The organism is Nonomuraea mesophila (genome assembly GCF_004352805.1).
GTDB lineage: Bacteria > Actinomycetota > Actinomycetes > Streptosporangiales > Streptosporangiaceae > Nonomuraea > Nonomuraea longispora.
Window position 1 is genome coordinate 37,042 of record NZ_SMLD01000005.1, and the last position, 15,333, is coordinate 52,374.

A 15,333-nucleotide genomic window follows, 5' to 3' on the forward strand; every position below is an offset into this window, starting at 1 on the left:
TCGGCCCTCGATTTCCATTGACATGTCGTATGTAAGGTATTACCCATTAAGCCTTACAGGCAACTGGGGGTTAAGGAGTACGTGAATGGGCGATAAAGCACCCCCCGAAACGCGAGTCCCCTTGACGAGACGCGGGCTGTTCGCCGGGGCAGCGACGCTCGCGGTGAGCGCGTGCGGCGGCGGCCGCTCCCCGGCGCCCATGAACACCGCCGGGCCCACCGGGCCACCGCGCAGAGGCGGCACCCTGCGGCTGCCGCTGACGGCCGAGCCGATCGCGCCGGCGTTCGACATGGGCACCAGCGCGGCGGGCTCGGTCGGCACCGCGGCCATCGCCACCCTCGCCTACAACGGACTGGTCGAGGTGAGCGACGGCAAGGTCGTCCCGCAGCTCGCCGAGTCGTGGGACCGGGCCTCCCCCACGCGCTACGTCTTCGACCTCCGGCGGGACGTCGTCTTCCACGACGGCACGCCCTTCGACGCCGCGGCCGTCAAGGCCAATTTCGACCGGCTGCTCGACCCCGAGGGAGACGGGGTCAATCTGCCGCCGTTCCTGGAGTCGGTGAAGGTCCTCGGCAGGCACCAGGTGGAGATGCGGCTGTCCCGTCCGGCCGCGTCGTTCCTGCCCTCACTGCGGAGGGGACGGGTGATGATGATGTCGCCGGCCGCCGTGGCGAAGTTCGCGAAGTCCGATCCGTTCCGCGCCTCCGTCGGCACCGGGCCGTACGTGTTCAAGGAATATCGGGCGGGCAACGTGGTCCGCCTGGAACGCAACGACGACTACTGGGGCGACGACAACCACCTGGACGCCATCACGTTCACCATCATCCCGGACACCAACACCCAGATCATGGCGTTCCTCAACGACGAGTTCGACATGATCGACGTGCTGCCGGGCAAGGCGAGCCAGGTCAAGCGGCGCAGGGACGCCGTGTGGCGCGAGAACACCGGCAACACCTTCAACTACCTCACCTTCAACCAGGCGGTGAAGCCGTTCGACAACGCCGACGTGCGCCGCGGCTTCTCGGCCGCCCTCGACAGGGAGGGGATCGCCGCGGGCATCTACGGCGGGCACGCCAAGGCCGCCCACGGGCCTTTCTCCCCCGCCATCGGCGCCGCCTTCGAGGACCTGTCGGGCGGCGCCGCCCAGACGTACTCGGTCGACGAGGCCAGAAGATTCCTCGCCAAGGCCGGGTACGACTTCGGCGCGGAGGTCGCCTTCAACGCCTTCACGCAGTCGCCGTGGGCGCAGGAGGCCGACGCGATGGCGGCGCAGCTGGAGCAGGCCGGCGTCCAGGTGCGGCTCAACAAGGAGGACTTCGGCTCGTGGGCCGATCGCATCTACACCAGCCGCGACTTCGCGTTGACCAACAGCGGCCAGACGACCCGCACCGTCGACCCCGATGAGGTGATCTACCCGCTGGTGCACAGCAAGGGCGACCTCAACGTCTCCGGTGTCGACGATCCCGGGCTCGACGCCCTGCTGGAGAAGGCACGGGCCGAGGACGACCCCGGCCTGCGGGCGGAGATGTACCACGACGTCGCCCGCCTGGTCGCCGACAACGCCTACGCCGCCTTCACCGTGTGGCCCTCGACGCTGACCGCCATGAGCCCCAAGGTGGGCGGCTACACCTTCTCGCCCGGCGGAACCCACGGAGCGGCGCAATGCTGGCTGTCCGCTTGAGCCGCGCACGCCGGCTCGGTCCCCGCGTGGTGCTGCCGCTGGCGGGCAGCGTCCTGCAGGCCGCGGTGGTGGCCGCCGCCGCCACCTTCGTGGTGTTCCTGCTGATGCGGCTGATCCCCGGCGACCCGGCCAGGATCCTCGCGGGACCGGGCGGCTCGGTCACCCCGGAACAGGTCGAACGCACCCGCCAGGAGCTCGGGCTCGACGACCCGATCGCGCTCCAGTACTGGAACTGGATCACGGACGCCGTGCGCGGCGACTTCGGCAACTCACTGGTCCTCAACAACACCGTCGCCGAACTGCTCGCCGACCGGCTGGTCATCACGCTGCAACTGTCGGTGTACGCGTTCACGCTGGCGGTCGTGCTCGCGATCCCGCTGAGCCTGGTCGCCGCCCGCCGGCAGGGCGCCATCGCCGACAAGCTCTCCCGGCTGGCCGGCGCGACCGGCATCGCGGTGCCGAACTTCTGGCTCGCGCTGCTGCTGATCATCCTCGCCCAGGGGGTGCTGCCGACATTCGGCTACGCGCCGCTGTCGGAAGGGCTCGGCACGCACCTCGGCCACATGCTGCTGCCCGCGCTGGCCCTCGGGGCCGGGTTCGCGACCCTGGTTTTCGAGACGACCAGAGCGGGACTGATCGACACGCTGTCCTCCGACTACGTACGCACCGCCCGCGCGTTCCAGATCCCGGAGCGCCGCATCTACGGCCGGTACGCCCTGCGCAACGCCTTCCTGCCCACGCTCACGATCTTCGGCCTGGAGGCCGGCGCCCTGATGGCCGGCGCGCTCCTGGTGGAGAACGCGTTCGCGCTCCCCGGCATGGGCCGGCTCATCGTGCAGGGGGTGCTGTCGCGGGACTATCCCGTGGTGCAGGCGTGCATCCTCGTGATCGTGGTCGTCTTCGTCGCCGTCAACCTGCTGATGGATCTCCTCTACGCCGTGGTCGATCCGAGAGTGAGGCGATCGCGTGGCTGAGCGTACGACCCCGGTGGCCGCCCTGCTGCGGCCGCTGACCCAGAAGATCACCTGGTCCGTGCTGGCGGTGTTCGTGCTCGTGGCCGCCGCCGCTCCCCTGCTCGCTCCGTACGACCCGGCCGCCCAGGATCTGCGCAACACGCTGATGCCGCCAGGGCCCGGGCACCTGCTGGGCACCGACGAGTTCGGCCGCGACCAGCTCAGCCGGCTGTTCCACGCGGTGCGCTCGTCGCTGCTCATCAGCCTGGCGACGACCACGGCGGTGGCGGCGGCGGGCATCCCGCTCGGGCTGCTCGCCGGGTACGCCAGGGGGTTCGCCAACGTGGTGATCGCCCGCGCCATCGACGTGGGGCTGGCGCTGCCCTCGCTGGTGCTCGCCCTCGGCCTCATCGCCGCGCTCGGCGCCGGGATGCGCAGCACCATCATCGCTCTCGCGGTCGGTTACACCCCCTACCTCGCGCGGGTCGTACGCGGCGTCGTGCTGCGGGTCCGGCAGGAGGAGTACGTCGAGAGCGCCCGCGTCAGCAACGTGCCGCCGTGGCGGATCGCCGTCAGGCACGTCGTCCCGAACACGCTCGGCGTGACCTCCGTCCAGCTGACGCTGATCTTCGCCTTCGCCGTCATCGGGGAGGCGGGCCTGAGCTTCGTCGGGCTGGGCGTGCAACCGCCCACGGCGTCACTGGGCAACCTGCTGGCCGACGGCTCCGCCCACAGCCTCGACCTGCCGATCCTGACCGTGGCGCCCGGCCTGGTGATCGCCGTCCTGGTCATCACCCTGCTCTTCGCCGGCGACGGCGTCCGCGACGCGCTCGACCCCCGGAGACGCCGATGACCGAAACCCCGATGATCCCGATGGCCGGGACGACGCCGGCCGTGCCGTTGCTGGCCCTCGACCGCGTCGAGATCGGCCTGGCCGCCGATCCGCAGGTCCGCGCCGTCGACGGGCTCGACCTGCACGTCGCTCCTGGCGAGGCCGTCGCCCTGGTCGGGGAGAGCGGCTCGGGCAAGTCCGTCACCGCCTACGCCGCCCTGGGCCTGCTGGGGCCCGCGCTGCGCGCGTCCGGCACGCTGCGGCTCGGCGCGGGCTCCTACGACCTCGGCGACCCGGGAGCGCTCAGGCCGCTGCGCGGCGGTGAGATCAGCATGATCTTCCAGGACCCCGGCACCTCGTTGAACCCGGTCATGACCGTCGGACGGCAACTGGAGGACGTCCTGCGGCCGCACGGCGGCCCGCCGCGCCGCGAGCGGTGGCGCCGCGTGGTGGACCTGCTGGCCGAGGTCGGTGTCGCCGCGCCCGACCGGGTGGCACGAGCCTACCCCTTCGAGCTGTCCGGCGGCATGCGCCAGCGGGTGCTCATCGCCATGGCCCTGTCGTGCGAGCCCCGGCTGCTCATCGCCGACGAGCCCACCACCGCCCTGGACACGACCGTCCAGGCGCAGATCATGGACCTGCTGATGACCCTCGTGCGCGACAGGGGGATGGCCATGTTGTTCATCTCCCACGACCTCGGCCTCGTCGCCGGGTCCTGCCGGCGCATGTACGTGATGTACGCCGGCCGCGTCGTGGAGAGCGGCCCGGTGGCGGACGTGCTGCGGCGGCCCCGGCATCCCTACACCAAGGCGCTCGTCGGCTGCCGTCCCACCGCGGACCGGCGGCTCGCGCGGCTGCCCAGCATCCCCGGCACCGTGCCGCCGATCGGGTCCATGCCGTCGGGGTGCCGGTTCGCGCCGCGGTGCCCGATCGCCGTCGATCAGTGCCGTACCACCGATCCGGAGTTGCGCGCCGTCGGCGGGAACGTCAGCGCCGCGTGCCTGCGGGCCGGGAAGGAGGAGTCGTGACCGCCACGTCACCGGTCCTGCGTGCCGCGAACCTGTCCCGGTCGTTCCGGGTGCGGGGCACCGGACAGGAGGTGCGGGCCCTGCGCGGGGTGGACCTGACGGTTCCTGCGGGGTCGGCCGTCGGGCTGGTCGGCGAGAGCGGCAGCGGCAAGTCGACGTTCGCCAGGATCGTCGCCGGCCTGCTGCAGCCGAGCTCCGGCGAGCTGGAGCTGATGGGCACGGGCGTCGCAGGCCTGCCGGAACGGCGCAGGCGCAGGCTCGCCGTCCCGATCCAGATGATCTTCCAGAATCCGCGGGCCTCCCTCAACCCGCGGCTGCCCGTGCACCGATGCGTCGCCGAACCGCTCCTGGCCCAGGGCCGGCGCCCTGGCAGGCAGGAGGTCCTCGGTCTGCTCGACCGGGTGGGCCTGCCGGCCCGGGTCGCGGACCTGCACGCGCACGAGTTGTCCGGCGGGCAGTGCCAGCGGGTGGCCATCGCACGGGCCGTCGCGGCGCGGCCCGCGCTCATCGTCGCCGACGAACCGGTCTCGGCGCTCGACGTCTCCGTGCAGGCCCAGGTGCTCAACCTGCTCAAGGACATCCAGGAAGAGTCCGGCACGTCCTTCCTCTTCATCAGCCATGACCTCGGCGTCGTGCGCTTCTTCTGCGACGAGGTCAACGTGCTGTACCTGGGCCAGATCGTCGAGCGCGGCGACGCGGAGAGCGTCTTCGCCGACCCGCGGCACCCGTACACCGAGGCGCTGGCCTCGGCGGTCCCGGACGTCTCGGACGTGTCGGGGGCGGACCGGCCGCGGCGCATCGTCCTGAACGGGGAACCGCCGCGACCCGAACAGCCGCCGCCGGGCTGCGCCTTCCACACGCGCTGTCACCGCCGGATCGGCCCGATCTGCGACGAGACGGCACCCGAGCTCCTGCCGATCGCGACCGGCCTCGCCCGCTGCCATCTGCGGGCCTGACCCCCGGCCTGGATGCCGGCCTGGACACCGGCCTGGACACCGGCCTGGACACCGGTCCGGACACCGGTCCGGACACCGGTGCGCGTCTCCCGACGCGCACCGGGACCGCGGCGGCTGTTAGGTGCGCTGGATCGTTTCGCAGTCGACGCTGACCGGGTCGAGCGCGAAGCGGTCGGCGATCGCGACATCCGCCGGTCCCGCGTCGCAGTTGACGCGGTTCTCGGCCTCGTTGTCCCGCACGTCGACCACGTCGTCGCCGTCCCCGGCCGACACGGTGTCCCGGCCGCGCCCGGCGGTGATCTCGTTCCTGCCGCCGTCGCCGAACAGCCGGTCGCCGAAGGAGCTGCCGACGATGTTCTCGGTCTGGACGTTGTCCCTGTCGGCGGGCCGGCCGCCGCCGGCGTCCCTGCCGTCGTTGGCGGCGCGGTCCAGGCTCACCTGGACGCCCGAGTTGCCGGTCGGGCCGCCGGGCGACACCGAACTGTAGTCGGCGGTGTCCTCGCCGGACCCGCCGACGTACGTGATCTCGCTGGTGACGGCGCCCACGTTCCCCTGGGTGCGGCTGGGGCGGAAGGTGTCGGCGCCGGCGTCGCCCTCCACGGTTCCTGCCAGCGGGACGAGCGTGGTGAAGGTGTCGGCGCCCGCGCCCAGCCGGGCGGCGATCCTGGTGATGCCGACCGAGCAGCGCACGGTCCTGGTGTCGCCGGGGGCGTGCACGCAACCCGCCCCCGGGGTGATGGAGACCGAGTCGCTCACCCGCAGCGCCCCGGTCTGCGACTCGAGTGTGACGAACATGTTGTTGGCGTCGGCCGAGCCGGTGTACTGCAGTTGTAACCGGCCGCCGGTCACCTGCACCGAGGCGCTGGACGTGCCCGCCGCCGCGTGACCCGTGCCGGGGAGCGCGGCGACCGTTGCGGCGACCACGCCGGCCAGTAGTGACAGGTGCATCGCCCGGTGCTTGAGCGTACGCATGGTTCCCTCCTTGGGAGTCGTGTGCTTGACGGGTCCCATCGTCGGCCGGAACCTTGTTCTGCTCCGCGCAGAAGTCCATGGATGGCCTGTGCTCCTCGGTACAGGTTCACAGGCGTCATTCACCTGGGGTTCACTGCGTGCCCCTAGCTTGTGGCCCCATGAACTGGAGGTACCGCGCCAACGCCACGCTCGAGGGCCTGACGGGATACACGTTGACGCGCCGCATGCGCAAGGAGGCGCAGAAACCGCCGCCCAAGCCGCCGCTGGAGTCGCAGCGGCTGCCGGGCGACGCCGTACGCCCGCCCGTCGACGGCCCCCACGACCGGTTGCTGCGCGCGCCGGTCTTCCTGCTGTCGTCCGTACGGTCGGGCTCCACGCTGCTCCGCGTCATGCTGAACAGCCACTCGCGCATCCACTCACCGATCGAGACGCACTTCAGGCGGGTGACCGTCGGCCTCGGCACCGATCCCGTACGGCAGGCCATGGAACTGCTCGGCCACACCCACAGCGACATCGAGCACATCGTCTGGGACCGGCTGCTGCACAGGGAGCTCAGCCGCAGCGGCAAGCAGGTCCTGGCGGAGAAGACGCCGAGCAACGTGTTCGCCTGGCGGCGGATCTCGACCTGCTGGCCGGACGCGCGTTTCGTGTTCCTGCTGCGTCACCCGATGTCGATCGTGCAGTCCTGGCACGAGGCGGACCCGCCCAAGCGGCCCATGGAGGAGGCCGTGCCGCGCACGCTGAGTTACATGACCTACCTGCAGGAGGCCCGTACCCATCTGGAGGGGCTGACGCTGCGCTACGAGAACCTGGTCGCCGACCCCGAGGCGGAGCTGCGCCGGCTCTGCGCGTTCCTGGACGTCGCGTACGAGCCCGCCATGCTCTCCTACGGCGACCAGGACCACGGCACCTTCGTCAAGGGCATCGGCGACTGGCGCGACAAGATCCGGGCCGGCACCGTCGTCGCCGCCCGGCCCCTGCCCGAGGCCGGGGAGATCCCGGAGGCCCTGCACGAGATCTGCCGCCAGTGGGACTATCTCCGGTGAGTGACTATTGTCACCGTCGCGGTTGCCATGCTGTGACAGAGTTCGCCGTGGATTTGCCCGCCGTTCCCCGCAACCTCCGATATGTTGCCCTTCGTGATCAACGGGCTTTCCCGCCGCACCTTGTTCGCCGGAACTCTCGGCGGCCTCGCCGCTCCTTCAGCGGCCTCCCTAGCGGCCCCCTCAGCGGCCGGCGCCACCGCCGTCCGCGGCCGCCTTCCCTCGCGGCCGAACATCGTGCTCATCCTGGCCGACGACCTCGGATGGGGTGAGATCGGCAGCCAGGGGCAGCGCAAGATCCACACTCCGAACCTCGACCAGATGGCCGCCGAGGGCGTGCGCTTCGCGACCGCGTACTCGGGGGCGCCGCTGTGCGCGCCGTCACGCTGCGCATTGCTGACCGGGTTGCACGCGGGCCACGGAACCGTACGCGACAACCCCGAGGGCGGGCCGCAACATTCGCTGACCGACGCCGACCTGACCTTCGCCGAACTGCTGCGCCTGTCCGGCTACCGGACGGCCTGCATCGGCAAGTGGGGGTTCGGCCCGGAGGTGCCCCACCAGGCCTCCCATCCGAACATGCGCGGTTTCGACGAGTTCTTCGGCTACATCACCCACCGGCACGCCCACCACTACTTTCCGTCGTACCTGTGGCACAACGACAAGAAGGTGTCCATCCCCGGCAGGTCGTACGCGCCACACCTGTTCCGGGAGAGGGCCACCGAGTTCATCGCCGAGGGCGGCGACGACCCGTTCCTGCTCTACTACGCCAGCAACCTGCCGCACGCGCCCAGCGCAATCCCCGGCGACGCGGGCGTCTACGAAAAGGAGCCTTGGAGCGATCCGAACCGCCGCCACGCCGCCCAGGTGACCCGGCTCGACACCGACGTCGCCGCCCTGCTGCGGGCGCTGCGGGACGCGGGCGTCGCCGAACGCACGCTCGTGCTGTTCACCAGCGACAACGGCCCCCACCGGGAGAAGGGCGTGACGCCCAGGCTGTTCAACTCCAACGGCCCGTACCGCGCCGACAAGCGCGACGTGTACGAGGGCGGCATCCGGGTGCCGCTGATCGCCTGGGCGCCCGGGTTACGCCACCGCGTCGAGCGGCAGCCGGTCGCCTTCTGGGACGTGCTGCCGACCTTCGCGGACCTGGCCGAGGTGCCGGTGCCCGCCCACCTCGACGGGCGTTCCTTCCGCGGCCTGCTCACCGGCGGGAGCGCGCCCAGGCACCACCACCTGGTGTGGAACCGGCCGCGCAAGGCCCAGGCCATCCGGCGCGGCCGGTGGAAGGCGGTCCGGTTCGCCCCGAACATCGCGGGGGCCGGGCCCGAGGGCCGGGTCGAGCTCTACGACCTGTCCGCCGACCCCGGCGAGAAGCTCGACCTGGCGGCGGACCGTCCCGAGCTGACCGCCGAGCTGCTGGCCACGCTCGACGCGTCGATCGGACCGGACCCGCGCACCCCGTACGGACTGCGTACGGAGCTCACGGACGACCAGGTCATCGTGACCCTGCACAACGGCTCGTCCCGCGCCTGGCGCGGGGTCGAGCTGGGCTTGGACGGGCCGCGCAAGCGGCGGGCGCACCGGGTGCCGCGGCTGGAGCCGGGCGCGGCGATCACGGTCGGCTTCCCGCTGCCCGCCAAGCGCGGCCGTATCGTGGCGCGCGCCACCTTCACCCACCGCGGCCGGAGGCACGTCTTCCGCGCCAGGCACGTCAAGCGCACGGACGCGGCGGCGCTGCACTGAAGCGGCCGGGAGAGGGCCGTGCGAGGTCCTCTCCCGGCCGCGCGGGACGGTCAGCGCGTGGCGTAGGCGCGGATCACCTCCTGCCCCAGGGTGTTGCCGTTGACGTCGGAGGCGTTCAGGCGCAGCGAGACGAACCCGGACGGCGACCGCCCGACGGTCGTCTCGTACCTGCGCTCGCCCTTGCCCCGCAGCCGGACGGGCTTCCAGGTGCCGCCGTCGTCGTACGACACCTCCAGCGACACGTCCTTGATCGCGCTCTGCTCCGCGCCCTCCTGGTGGTGGAGGGACAGCTCCAGCTTCCGCGACCTGGCCCGGTTCTTCAGGTCGACCGGCGCGTCGAACGTGGCCAGCAGCAGCGGGATCACCGTCGTCTCCGCGGCCCGCTCGGAGCCGAAGGTCCACACCCCCTTGGTACGGGTGGACAACTTCGCCCAGCGGGCCTCGTTGGCGAGGTCGTACTCGATGCGGTACTCCGACTTCTCGGGGGAGAGCGTGCCCGACCCCGACGGCAGGTGGTTCGTCTGCCACAGGAGCGTGTCGCCCTCGTAGAGCCGGAAGTCGGTCTTCATGCCGTGCTCGAACTTGCTGGTATAGGTGTCGCCGTAGTTGCCGGCGGCGTCCACGAAGCCCTGCATGGACACGCGCAGCTTGTCGCCGTCCCTGCGCACCGGGTTGCGCGGGTTGACGCCCGGCAGCAGCGGCTGCTTGAACACCGAGCGGCCGACCCGCTCGCCCGCCTCGTACGGCCGCAGCTCCGGCGACGACAGGCTGATGCGCGGCGTGTCCGGGTGCGGCCACATGGTGTTGTAGTGCCGCTCGGGAACCCCGGCCGACGTGGCCCAGCGCAGGTCGAGGCCGGGGGTCACGTACTCGGTCCGGGTGCGCGGCGCCTTGGCCATGGGGTGGTTCGTGCTGATCGACGAGGTGTCCCAGGGCTGGAAGACGAAACGGGCCTCGTTGACCATCACGTCGTCGGCGAGCTGGGTGTGGAAGTCCGTCTCGATCCTGGCCAGCGACCTCGACCTGACCACGTACCGCAGCTTGTCCCGCACCCGGCCCTTCTCCTGGAGGACGAGGTGGTAGGCGTACGGGCTGGCCACGACGCCCTTGGCCACGACCGGCACGGGCAGCCTGCGCAGCCGCTCGACCAGCTTCAGGCCCTGCTCGTGCGTCAGCCGCACGGTCGGGACGGCGAGTTTGACGCCGTTGCCGCCGGTGGTGACGTCGTGGCCCGGCCGGTCGCTGTAGACGGCCACCATCTTCGCCCCGGCGGCCGCCGCCGCGTTGGACTGCGTGGAGACCGGCACCCCGGAGGTGCGGCGGATCACGGCGAGCTTGCCGCGCAGGTCACGGGCCTTGATCTCGCCGGGTGAGCCACGTCCCGCGTCCACCGCCATGAGCAGCCTGGTGCCGTCCAGGCGCGGGTACTCGGTGGCGAAGTCGCTGAACTGGGCCGGGTGCACGTACTGGGGGTCGAGTTCGAGCCCGGGGGTGGTGAGGGTGATCTCGGGGGCGGTCAGCCGCCACCGGGTGGAGACGACGAACGTGCCCTTGGTGACCTTCTTCGTGGGCTGGACGAACAGCCGTTCCTCGATCTGGCCTCCGGGTGAGATGGTGGTGCCGCCGCGCAGCGCGGTGCCCTGCTCCCCCGCTCGATACCACATGAGGGCGGCGGCCGAGCCGGTGTTCAGTTTCGTCCTGTGGTCCGGCGTCTCGACCTTGACCTCGACGGCCTTGCGGGCGTCCAGTACGACCTCGGTGTCCTCGGTGATCGTCATCTCGGGGTCGCCGAGCAGGCTCTCGTTGAGCGGCGTGCCCTTGGCGGTGCTGTCCTGGCCGGCCGGCATGGTGAAGATGTGGCCGAGCACCGAGTACGTGCCGGGTTCGACGAGCAGGCAGGTGCCCTTGCCGTACTTCTGGTCGGTGCACGGCTGGGCCGGCTCGCCGGGCAGCACGCGGCCGACCAGGGTGCCCTCGTCCAGGTTGAGCACGGTGAAACCGCCGCGGCCCGGCCGTCCGTCCCTGGCGATGCCGCGTACGCGCAGCTCGACGCGCTTCTTCTCGACGCCGGCGGTCAGCAGCGTGCGCACCGGCGAGCCGCCCCCGACCGCGGCCGTCAGCTCCTGGCGGACCAGGCCCGGCTCGTCCGCCTTGAGCGTGACCTCGGCCGCGGCCGTCCCTGACGCGGGCACGGTGAGCCGGGCCGGCTCGACGGTGAACGCGCCGCCGCTCGACAGGTCCAGCTCCGCGGGCTCCTGCCCCAGGTTGTGGTACGTGACGGTGAGGCTCTTCTCCTCACCGGGGGTGAGCGTGCCGAAGTTGAGCGAGCCCGCCGAGGCGGCGACCGGGTTCTTCAGCGCCGCGGCCACGTCGATCCTGCCCGCGCCCTGCGCGTCGACCGGGATGTCCCGCCCGGGTTCGGCGGTGGCCATGAGCAGCGACTTCAGCTCGCCGCCGGTGACGCCGGGGCGGGCCTGGCGCAGCAGCGCCGCCGCGCCCGCGACGTGCGGGGTGGCCATGGAGGTGCCGGACATCGCGACGTGGCCGCCGCCGGGCCTGGCGGCGGAGATGTCCACGCCCGGCGCGGTCACGTCGGGCTTCACGGCCTGGCCGGCGACGATCGGGCCCTTGCTGGAGAAGCTCGCCAGCCGGTCCTCGCGGTCGACGGCCCCGACGGTCAGCGCCTCGGGCGCGTCGCCGGGGGCGCCCACGCACGAGTCGCAACCGTCGTTGCCCGCGGCCACCACGAACAACGTCCCGTACTGCTCGCTCAGCCGGGAGAGCGCGGCGGTCAGCGGGCCGCCCGCCTCGGAGCTGCCGAGGCTCATGTTGACGATCGCGGCACGCTGCTCCCCGGCCGCCCACTCCATGCCGTCGATGATCCACGACAGCTGCCCGAAGCCGTCGCCGCCCAGGACCCGGCCGTTGAGCAAGGTGGCGCCGGGCGCCACGCCCTTGGCGCCGCCGTCCGTGCCGCCATCTGTGCCGCCATCTGTGCCGCCGTCCGTGCCGCCGTCCGTGCCGCCGTCCGTGCCGCCATCCGTGCCGGCGCCCGCGATGGTGCTCGCGACGTGGGTGCCGTGGCCGTGCGGGTCGCCCGTGACGTTCTCGCCGGTGAAGTCGCGCTGAGCGGCTACCTTGCCCGCGAGGTCGGGGTGCGCGGCGTCCACGCCGGTGTCGAGCACGGCGACGGTGGTGCCGGAGCCGTCGTACCCGGCGGCCCACGCCTCGGGCGCGCCGATCTGCGGCACGCTGCGCTCAAGGACCGGCTTCACCTTGCGATCGAGCCAGATCTTCGACACGCCCGCCAGCGGGCCGGCGGCGCGGGCATCCGGGCCGGCCAGCTTGGCCAGCTCGGCGCCGAACGCCGCCGCGTCCCGCTCGGCCACCGACACCCCGGTCCCGCCGATGCTCTCCAGCGTGCGGACCTGCTTCACCGACGGCGGCGCCGCCTTGGGGGCGTTGCCCGCGTAGGTGAAGATCAGCGGAATGGCGTCGTCGTAGCCCTGCTCGGCCAGCGCCGTCACGTTGAACAGCGCGCTGTCGAGCCGCTCCGGCACGAGGGCGGCGACGTCGTCGGGGATGACGCTCAGCTGCCCGCCGGTCTCCAGCACCTGGAACGTCGGCACCGAGCCGTCCGCCCGCGGCGCGGGGGTGACCGCCACAGTCCTGTGCTCACCGTCCACGGCACGCACCCGCACCTGATCACCCGTGACCAGCGTGATCTCGTCGCTCGCCGCGTCACTCGTGAACTCCACGGGCGGCGCGGCGGTCGCGTACGCGCCGGGGGCCGACAACAGCGAGGCGGTCATGGCCAGCGTGGCGGCCATGACCGTCCCCCGCCGCCGATGTCTCCAGCGCCCTGACCCATACGGCATGAACGACCTCCAGAAGTCGGTAAGCACGAATACCCGACTTCCTAACCGCCCTGAGCTGGCGCTGTCTACGAGGTTGGTGTGGCCAGATCCCGACTTGTCGTGGATCCGCCACTCGTGGGACGGCTCACCGGACGGCCCCGGTCACCCGGCCCAGGAGACGGTGACCGTGGCGGCGCGCGAGCGGCCGTACTCCGCGGAGACCGCCTCCACCTCGATCGTCGTGCTCGTCTCCGTGCCGGCCCGGTCGAGCCGGGGCACGAAGTAGGCGTCGTTGGGCGTGGCCCCCAGATACGTACGCCCGCCGCCCGGATCGCGCCGGTAGACGTCGTAGTGGTGCACCTCGCCGCGCGAGCCGTTCCAGGCCAGCCGGAGCGACTTGCGGTAGTCCGACACGTCCGTGACGCCGAGCATGGTGAGCCCGGAAGGCGCGGACGGCCGGTCCACGGCCCCGTCGTACACGGCCAGTTGCCCGACGCGGACGTCGTAGTCCTTCTTGACGCCCGTCGTCCGGAACCCGATCTGGGCGATGGTCCTGCCGGCGTGGGCGGACAGGTCGATCGTCCTGCGCTCCCAGCCGGTTCCACGGGTCGAGCCCAGGTCGAAGGTGGCGAACCTGGTGGGCGCGTCGGTGAAGGAGACCGCGGCCCGCAGATGGGTGGGGCCCGCCGCGGGCGTCTTGACCACGACCGACAGCTTCGTGTCCGCCGCCACGGGCAGGCGCGTCTGGTAGAGCCGTACGGTGTTGACGGCGTCGAGGCGGCCGGTGAGCCGCAGCGACGAGCCGCCCTCGTAGGCGTCGCCGAAGTCGATCGACGGGGTCAGCTCGGTGCCGCGCGAGCTGACGAGCCACTGGTAGGTGGGCGGCACGTCCTGCACCGACAGGTTGTTCCAGCCGCCGTCGCGCACGCGGACGCCGCCGACGTTATAGAACTCGCCGTGCCCGAGGTTGAACCCGGTCACGAACGGTTTGCCGGTGACCGGCGTCGACTCGGCGACGTAGCGGGCCAGGCCCTTCCACGCCGACGGAGTGGAGGTGTCCGACGGGTCGCCGTTGGCGCCGACCCAGAAGCGGGAGTCCCTGGCCCGGAAGTCGGCGGGGCCCGACGACGACCGCCACGTCCACTCCGGGCGGTAGATGCCGAGCGAAGCGGCGTGCGGCCGTCCCGCGGGGAACAGCGCGTCCCACGGCACGTCCGTGTCGTAGCCGTTCGCCTCGGTGTCGATGCCGGCGTACAGCTCGTGCTCGTCCCTGCCGAGCCTTCTGGCCAGCGCGCGTGACGAACGGAGCTTGGCGGCGTCCCATCCGAAGTCGAGGAACATCGAGTCCGCGACCCGCCCGGGGTCGTTGAGGAAGGCGTCGTTGGCCGTGGTGAGCGCCTCCTGCCAGTCGACCGCGCCGCTCTCGGTCATGGCGTCGTACCACATGAACTCGACCGGGCCCTTGGCGCGGGCGTACTTCATGAGCGAGCGCAGCTCGGCGGCCAGCGCGGCGTCGCCGCCCTCCGTCTCCTGGTTGATGAACCAGCCGTCGAACCCGTAGTGCTCGGCCACCTGGACCAGCTTGTCGGCGACCGGGTAGGTCCGGCCGCGCTTGTCGACGAAGTCGCGTACCCACTGGAGCTGCCCGCCGAAGACCTCGGGCGGGAAGAACACGGTGCCGTACACCTTGACGCCGTTGCGGTGTGCCGCGTCGATGACGGTGGGGTTCGGCGCGAGGATCAGTCCCTCGGCGGCCGAGCCGCCCCAGAAGACGAGCGTGTCGACGTACTGCCAGTGGCCGAAGGCGTAGTAGTCGGCGTCCAGCGAGCCCTGCGACGGATTGTCCGAGGTGGGGGCGAACGACACGAGCGAGACGATGCCGCCCTCGCCCGCGCGGGCGTGAGGGCCGGCCTTCAGCGCCGGGTTCTGGGCGCGCGGCCGCAGCGGCACGCGGGAACGGTTGAACCTCGCGTCGGGGTCGGTGGCCGGGTCCCAGTCGAGGATCGTCTTCGGGAACCAGTAGGAGGCGTAGGGCTGGTCACCCGTCGCCGCCAGTGCGGGGTGGGCGGGGGCGGTGAGCAGGGCCGCCGCGACCGTGACCGCGCAGAGCGCCGGTAACAGCCTGCGTCGCATCAGATCTCCTCTCGTTGCCGGCCTCAAGTGCCGGCCTCAAGTGCCGGCCTCAAGTGCCGGTCTCAGTGCCGGTCTCAGTGCCGGTCTCAGTGCCGGGATCGGTGCCGGGATCGGTGCCGGGATCGGTGCCGG

The 15,333-nt window shown here is 71.9% G+C and carries 10 protein-coding genes; 7 read left to right on the forward strand and 3 right to left on the reverse strand.

Annotated elements, in window-relative coordinates; translation table 11 throughout:
- Positions 1-121 precede the first annotated feature (121 nt).
- From E1295_RS03235 to E1295_RS03255, 5 genes are read left to right on the forward strand one after another with little or no spacing between them, the layout of a single operon-like run.
- Positions 122-1,681, forward strand: coding sequence for an ABC transporter substrate-binding protein (locus E1295_RS03235; protein WP_166427052.1), 1,560 nt, complete (start codon positions 122-124; stop codon positions 1,679-1,681).
- Complete coding sequence (locus tag E1295_RS03240; RefSeq protein WP_132628139.1) at positions 1,663-2,655, forward strand: ABC transporter permease; 993 nt, start codon at positions 1,663-1,665, stop codon at positions 2,653-2,655. The genes E1295_RS03235 and E1295_RS03240 overlap by 19 nt, the downstream gene beginning before the upstream one ends.
- A complete protein-coding gene (locus E1295_RS03245; RefSeq protein WP_132628140.1) occupies positions 2,648-3,487 on the forward strand; it encodes an ABC transporter permease in 840 nt (279 codons plus the stop codon). The genes E1295_RS03240 and E1295_RS03245 overlap by 8 nt, the downstream gene beginning before the upstream one ends.
- Complete coding sequence (locus E1295_RS03250; RefSeq protein WP_220448517.1) at positions 3,484-4,494, forward strand: ABC transporter ATP-binding protein; 1,011 nt, start codon at positions 3,484-3,486, stop codon at positions 4,492-4,494. Before E1295_RS03245 ends, E1295_RS03250 begins: the two co-directional genes overlap by 4 nt.
- Positions 4,491-5,450 carry an oligopeptide/dipeptide ABC transporter ATP-binding protein gene (locus tag E1295_RS03255; RefSeq protein WP_220448518.1) on the forward strand — a complete coding sequence of 320 codons (960 nt, stop codon included), beginning with the start codon at positions 4,491-4,493 and terminating at the stop codon, positions 5,448-5,450. The genes E1295_RS03250 and E1295_RS03255 overlap by 4 nt, the downstream gene beginning before the upstream one ends.
- A 117-nt stretch (positions 5,451-5,567) precedes the next feature.
- Here the strand turns inward: E1295_RS03255 and E1295_RS03260 are convergent, their stop codons facing one another.
- The gene (locus E1295_RS03260) at positions 5,568-6,422 is read right to left on the reverse strand and encodes a hypothetical protein (RefSeq protein ID WP_132628141.1); all 855 of its coding nucleotides are present in this window, start codon (positions 6,420-6,422) and stop codon (positions 5,568-5,570) included.
- Between the two features lie 158 nt (positions 6,423-6,580).
- Here E1295_RS03260 and E1295_RS03265 point away from each other — a divergent pair, with 158 nt between their 5' ends.
- Both E1295_RS03265 and E1295_RS03270 read left to right on the forward strand, forming a co-directional pair.
- Positions 6,581-7,468: a sulfotransferase family protein gene (locus E1295_RS03265; RefSeq protein ID WP_132628142.1), complete on the forward strand. Its 888-nt coding sequence runs from the start codon at positions 6,581-6,583 to the stop codon at positions 7,466-7,468.
- A gap of 93 nt (positions 7,469-7,561) precedes the next feature.
- Positions 7,562-9,211, forward strand: a complete 1,650-nt coding sequence (locus E1295_RS03270) for an arylsulfatase (RefSeq protein ID WP_166427053.1) — start codon at positions 7,562-7,564, stop codon at positions 9,209-9,211.
- A gap of 50 nt (positions 9,212-9,261) precedes the next feature.
- On the opposite strand, the gene E1295_RS03275 is transcribed toward E1295_RS03270, so the two are convergent.
- Together E1295_RS03275 and E1295_RS03280 are read right to left on the reverse strand one after the other, a co-directional pair.
- Positions 9,262-13,041, reverse strand: coding sequence for a S8 family peptidase (locus E1295_RS03275; RefSeq protein ID WP_246079805.1), 3,780 nt, complete (start codon positions 13,039-13,041; stop codon positions 9,262-9,264).
- 189 nt (positions 13,042-13,230) lie between these two features.
- Positions 13,231-15,201: an endo-beta-N-acetylglucosaminidase gene (locus E1295_RS03280; protein WP_132628145.1), complete on the reverse strand. Its 1,971-nt coding sequence runs from the start codon at positions 15,199-15,201 to the stop codon at positions 13,231-13,233.
- Positions 15,202-15,333 lie beyond the last annotated feature (132 nt).

Excerpts from the sequence above, each read along its gene's own strand:
- E1295_RS03240 (WP_132628139.1), top strand. The coding sequence starts at position 1,663 with ATGCTGGCTGTCCGCTTGAGCCGCGCACGCCGGCTCGGTCCCCGCGTG.
- E1295_RS03250 (WP_220448517.1), top strand. The coding sequence starts at position 3,484 with ATGACCGAAACCCCGATGATCCCGATGGCCGGGACGACGCCGGCCGTG.
- E1295_RS03260 (WP_132628141.1), bottom strand. The coding sequence starts at position 6,422 with ATGCGTACGCTCAAGCACCGGGCGATGCACCTGTCACTACTGGCCGGC.
- E1295_RS03265 (WP_132628142.1), top strand. The coding sequence starts at position 6,581 with ATGAACTGGAGGTACCGCGCCAACGCCACGCTCGAGGGCCTGACGGGA.
- E1295_RS03275 (WP_246079805.1), bottom strand. The coding sequence starts at position 13,041 with ATGGCCGCCACGCTGGCCATGACCGCCTCGCTGTTGTCGGCCCCCGGC.
- E1295_RS03280 (WP_132628145.1), bottom strand. The coding sequence starts at position 15,201 with ATGCGACGCAGGCTGTTACCGGCGCTCTGCGCGGTCACGGTCGCGGCG.